Source organism: Acidovorax sp. HMWF029, assembly GCF_003060895.1.
In the GTDB taxonomy this organism is placed as follows: domain Bacteria; phylum Pseudomonadota; class Gammaproteobacteria; order Burkholderiales; family Burkholderiaceae_C; genus Acidovorax.
In genome coordinates this window covers 30809-35533 of record NZ_QAIH01000275.1, presented here as the reverse complement: position 1 = coordinate 35533, position 4725 = coordinate 30809, and the positions used below count along the sequence as shown (strand labels likewise).

At 69.7% G+C, this 4725-nt stretch carries 4 protein-coding genes, 1 pseudogene and 1 riboswitch; of the genes and pseudogenes, 2 read left to right on the top strand and 3 right to left on the bottom strand.

Going from position 1 to position 4725, the window contains the following annotated elements:
- Positions 1-35 precede the first annotated feature (35 nt).
- A complete protein-coding gene (locus DBR12_RS19385; protein ID WP_108618729.1) occupies positions 36-830 on the bottom strand; it encodes a 2-keto-4-pentenoate hydratase in 795 nt (264 codons plus the stop codon).
- Positions 831-1054: 224 nt separating this feature from the next.
- A riboswitch (glycine riboswitch) is annotated at positions 1055-1175 on the top strand.
- Between the two features lie 91 nt (positions 1176-1266).
- Between DBR12_RS19385 and DBR12_RS19380 the strand changes: the two genes are divergently transcribed.
- Positions 1267-2583, top strand: a complete 1317-nt coding sequence (locus DBR12_RS19380; RefSeq protein WP_108618728.1) for a D-amino acid dehydrogenase — start codon at positions 1267-1269, stop codon at positions 2581-2583.
- Positions 2584-2636: 53 nt separating this feature from the next.
- On the opposite strand, the gene DBR12_RS19375 is transcribed toward DBR12_RS19380, so the two are convergent.
- Both DBR12_RS19375 and DBR12_RS19370 read right to left on the bottom strand, forming a co-directional pair.
- Complete coding sequence (locus tag DBR12_RS19375) at positions 2637-2975, bottom strand: cytochrome c (protein WP_108618727.1); 339 nt, start codon at positions 2973-2975, stop codon at positions 2637-2639.
- A 1-nt stretch (position 2976) separates the two neighbouring features.
- The gene (locus tag DBR12_RS19370) at positions 2977-4191 is read right to left on the bottom strand and encodes a sulfite oxidase (RefSeq protein ID WP_108618726.1); all 1215 of its coding nucleotides are present in this window, start codon (positions 4189-4191) and stop codon (positions 2977-2979) included.
- 236 nt (positions 4192-4427) lie between these two features.
- Between DBR12_RS19370 and DBR12_RS23235 the strand changes: the two are divergent.
- Positions 4428-4725, top strand: a pseudogene (locus tag DBR12_RS23235) (sulfurtransferase); the annotation flags it as partial.

Genomic DNA, 4725 nt, shown 5'->3' with positions numbered 1-4725 from the left:
GGCCTGGGCCGGGCGCGGCGCTGGCCGGGTGGTGCTCAGTCGAGCACCAGCTCCGCCCGGCCCAGGCCCGGGAAATCTGCCACCACCCGGGTGCCCGGCGCCACCAGCACGGTGCCGGTGCAAGAGCCCGTGGTCACCCACTGGCCCGCGCGCAGGCCACCCAGGCTGTGTGCGCCTTCGTTGGCCAGCCAGGCCAGCAGCCGCAGCGGGTCGCCCGCCGGGTTGCCCCAGGTGGCGTGCTGCACAGCCACCGCCCCGTTCACCGACAACGTCACGGCTTGCGACAGCGGCTGCACGGCGGCCACATCACGAACCCCGAATCCCACGATCAGCGCGCCATGGCAGGCCTGATCGGCCAGGCGGCTCCACTCGCCCTGCAGCCCCCAGGCTGCAAAGCGCGTGTCGCACACCTCGATGGCGGCACGCACCGATACCATGGCGGCCAGCACCTCGGCCGCGCTGTAGGGCGTCTCACGCGGGGGCAGGTCGGTGCCCAGTTCGTACACCAGCTCCGCCTCCACCCCCAGCACCGCAAACCCGGCGGTGGGCAGGTGCACTGCGGCCTGCCCGGCGTGCGGGGCCTGCGCCACCCACACCGAATCGCGGGTGAGCGCCGCGCGCGCGGGCAGTGCATCGGGCGCGGCCGAGCCCACCTTCCAGCCCGCGACTTCGCCGCGCTCGCGCACCACGGCGTCCTGCACGGCATAGGCCTGGGCGGCGTCCTGTGGGCGCAGCGCGGCGGGCAGGTCGAACGGGCGGGGCGTGCGCCCCTGGCGGGCCATGGTGAGCACGGCGGCACTGGTCTGCGGATCGAAGGCGGTATCGGGCATGGGGTGGTTTCAGGGTCAGGGATGTTGGCAAATTATGGCCACCGGCCGCAGAGGCCCACGGCGCCAGCATCAGCAACGATTGCGGCCCATTAGCGCGCAGGAGTCGGTTTCAGCGCACCGGGCGCTCCTAGAATGGCCCCCGCAGGAGAGCACGGTGGCACCGCCCGCCGTGCACCGAAGGCGCAAACTCCCATACACGCTCAGGTTCCGTACTGCACCATTTTTCAAAGCCGTCTGGAGAGCCGCCACCACCTGCCCGCAGCGTGGTGGCGCACCGAAGGAGCAAGCCGCAGCCCGGGTGGGATAGCGGTGAATCTCTCAGGTACCAAGGACAGGGGGAGCGGCAGCCTGGTGGACATGCGCCAGCTGCTTGCTATTGATTTAGTAGCTGCTACCGCATACCCATCAGGCGCGAACCCCTAAAAAGGCTTCAAAAATGCGCGTGATCGTTCTGGGCGCCGGCTTGCTCGGCGTGACTTCGGCTTATTTCCTTTCGCAACGCGGCCACGAGGTGACCGTCATCGACCGCCAGGGCACGCCCGGCGCCGAGACCAGCTTTGCCAACGGCGGCCAGATCTCGGTGAGCCACGCCGAGCCCTGGGCCAACCCGAGCGCCCCGCTCAAGGTGCTGCAGTGGCTGGGCAAGGAGGACGCGCCTCTGCTCTTTCGCCTGCGCGCCGACATGCGGCAGTGGCTGTGGGGCCTTTCCTTCTTGCGCAACTGCACGCCCGCGCGCACGCGCCACAACATCGAGCAGATCGTGCGCCTGGGCACGTACAGCCGCGACACGCTGCAGCAGCTGCGCGCGGCCACCGGCATCCAGTACGACCAGCGCGCGCAGGGCATCCTGCACTTCTATACCAACCAAAAGGAATTCGACGGCGCACTGGCCCCGGCCGAGCAGATGCGCCAACTCGGCTGCGAGCGCCAGGTGATCAGCGCCGACGAGGCCGTGCGCATCGAGCCTGCGCTGGCCCACATCCGCCCGCAGCTGGCCGGTGCCACCTACACGGCCGAGGACGAATCCGGCGACGCCAACCAGTTCACGCGCGAGCTGGCCAAACTGTGCGAGGCGGCGGGCGTGCAGTTCCGCATGGGCCACCACATCACCGCGCTGCGCGAGGCCGGTGGCCGCATCGACCATGTGGAAGTGACCAATGCCGAAGGCCGCTTCGAGCGCGTGCGGGGCGACGCGTTTGTGCTGGCCATGGGTTCCTTCAGCCCGCTGCTGGCGCAGCCGCTGGGCATCGCGCTACCGATCTACCCGGCCAAGGGCTACTCGGTGACCATGCCGGTGAAAGACGCGTCCAAGGCGCACCAGGTGAGCCTGACGGACGACGAGTTCAAGCTCGTGTTCTCGCGCTACACCAGCGAGCGGGGCGACCGCCTGCGCATTGCGGGCACGGCGGAGTTGAACGGCTATGACCGCCACCTGAACCAGGTGCGCAGCGAGGCCATCGTGCGGCGCGTGGAGCAGCTCTTTCCCGGCGCGGGCGACACCACCCAGGCGCAGTTCTGGAGCGGCCTGCGCCCCGCCACGCCCAGCAACGTGCCACTGATCGGCAAGACGAAAGTGGGCAACCTGTTCCTCAACACCGGCCACGGCACGCTGGGCTGGACACATGCCTGCGGCTCGGGCAAGGCGCTGGCCGACATCGTGAGTGGCCGGGTGCCCGAGGTGGACTTTGCGTTCCAGGGCTTGCAGGGGCGCGCAGCCGGGGCGGCGCTGGTGCCGTCGCGCACGGTGGCCTGAGGCCGTGCGCGGTTGCAGCAAGGCCCCGCTGCAACCGAGGCGCAAGCCTGCACCTACTTGGCCGCGCCCGTGGCGTGCGCCACAAACTGCGCCACGGCTTGCATGTCCTTCTCGCTCATGCGCTCGGCATAGGACGGCATCACGCCGATGCCCGCCTTGAGCGCACGCAGCACACGGCCTGCGTCGGGTTTCAGCTCGTCCAGCACCGGGCCCACCTGCCCCTCAGCACCCGCCGCCTGCAGCGTGTGGCACACGGCGCAGGCGGGCTGGATCTTGGTGAACAGCTCCTTGCCGCGCGCCAGTTCGGCGGGGTCGGCAGCCCCAGCCGCCGCACAGGCTCCAGCGGCCCACACCGCCACGGCAAGGCGGTGTGCTCGGTTCAATCTACCCATGTCAGGCGACGGTCACAGTAACGGCGTGGTCGCGCCAGCTGGCGTTGTTGTAGCCGCCCAGGTTTTCCTCGCGCTGCTCGGCCTGCACATTGCCCGCCGCGTCGGTGGCGCGGCTGGCCAGCACATGGCTGCCTGCCTCCAGGCGCAGGGGCAGCGCAAACTGCCGCCAGGCAAAGGGCCCCAGGTCGGGGCCGATGAGCTTGGCCGCCAACCAGGTCTTGCCGCCATCGGCCGACACTTCCACGCCCTTGATGCCGCGCGTGCCGCCAAAGGCCACGCCATGCACCTGCACCTGGCCGGGCTTGAGCGCGCCCTTGTCGGGCAGCGGGCCGTTGATCCAGGACTTGACGCCCATCTCCCACACCGACGGCTGGTCGGGGCTGGCCTTGGAGCCGGGCGGCGACATGCGGTAGCCGTGCGACATGATGCGCGCCTGTGACTGTGCGCTGCCGAAGGCCACACGCTTGACGTACTTGATGTTGTTCACGCCCTGGTAACCGGGCACCACCAGCCGCAGCGGGCCGCCATGCGCCAGCGACAGCGGCTCGCCATTCATCTCCCAGGCCAGCAGCGCGTCGTCGAGCGCCTTCACGGGCACCGAGCGCTCCACCAGCACGGTGAGCGGGTCCACACCTTCGGGCAGCTTCTCGCCGCCCGTGCCGGTCAGGTAGGCAGCACCATCGGCCAGCCCACCCAGGGCCGCCACCACATTGCGCAGCGGCACGCCGCTCCAGACCACACATCCTGCCGCCCCCACCTGCCAGGGCGTGCCGCTGGGCTTGCTGGGGAAGAAGCCCCGGCCATTGCCCGAGCACTGCAGCACGGTGGCCACGGTCTCAACGCCCAGGGTCTTGAGCTCGGCCACGGTCAGGCTGCGCGGGCTCTTGACCCCTTCGATCGCCACGGTCCAGGCATCGCGGTTGTCGAGGATGGCGGCATCGGGTGCGGGCAGGTTGTTGCGCACATACAGCTGGTTTGACGGGGTGATGACGCTGGTGCCGAATGCAGAGCGGCGCGTCTCCAGCGTGCTGGTGCTGTGCACGATAAGGGCGTCTGGTGTCTTCCAGCCCGCATAGGCGGGCAGCGGCTTGGCAGCGGCAGCGGCCGCCTGCTGGGCCCGGGTGGTGCCCGTCCATCCGGCCAGGCCCAGCGCGCCCAGGGCGGCAGCGCTTCCGGCCAGCATGTGACGGCGCGGCAAGGTCGTGGAATGTGTCATGGGAAGGTCTCCGAATGGGGGGTGGAATGGGCAGGCAGGAAGGCCCGGCCCGGCGGCAGCCTCCTCAGGCCAGCACGGAGGCAGCCCGCATTCTGTGCGGCAGCCCCGGCCGGCCGCACGCAACATTGCGTTAACAGAAGTAACAGATACAAAACATCAGAAACATTCGCACGCATGTCAGGCGGCGTGGGCATATTCGCCGCTTCGGCAGAGAGAGAAAGAGAAAGGGCGATGTCATGAACACGTATAAAAACCCCCATGCCCCCCGCACCCGTAACCGCATTCGCATGGCCGCACTGCTGTGCTGGGGCCTGGGCTGCAGCGCGGCGCTGGCCCAACTCACTGCCATCGTGGCGGTGGAGCCTACTGCGCGCAAGGCCGCGCATTCCATCCTGCGCACGGCGGCCGAGTCGGGCCTGGCCAAGGCCTCGGGCCAGCCCGTGGCCCTGGCCACCAGCGATGACCTGGCCGACGTGATGCGCGCCACCCGCAGCGCGGGCTACGACATCTTCATCGGCCCGGCCCAGGTGGCGG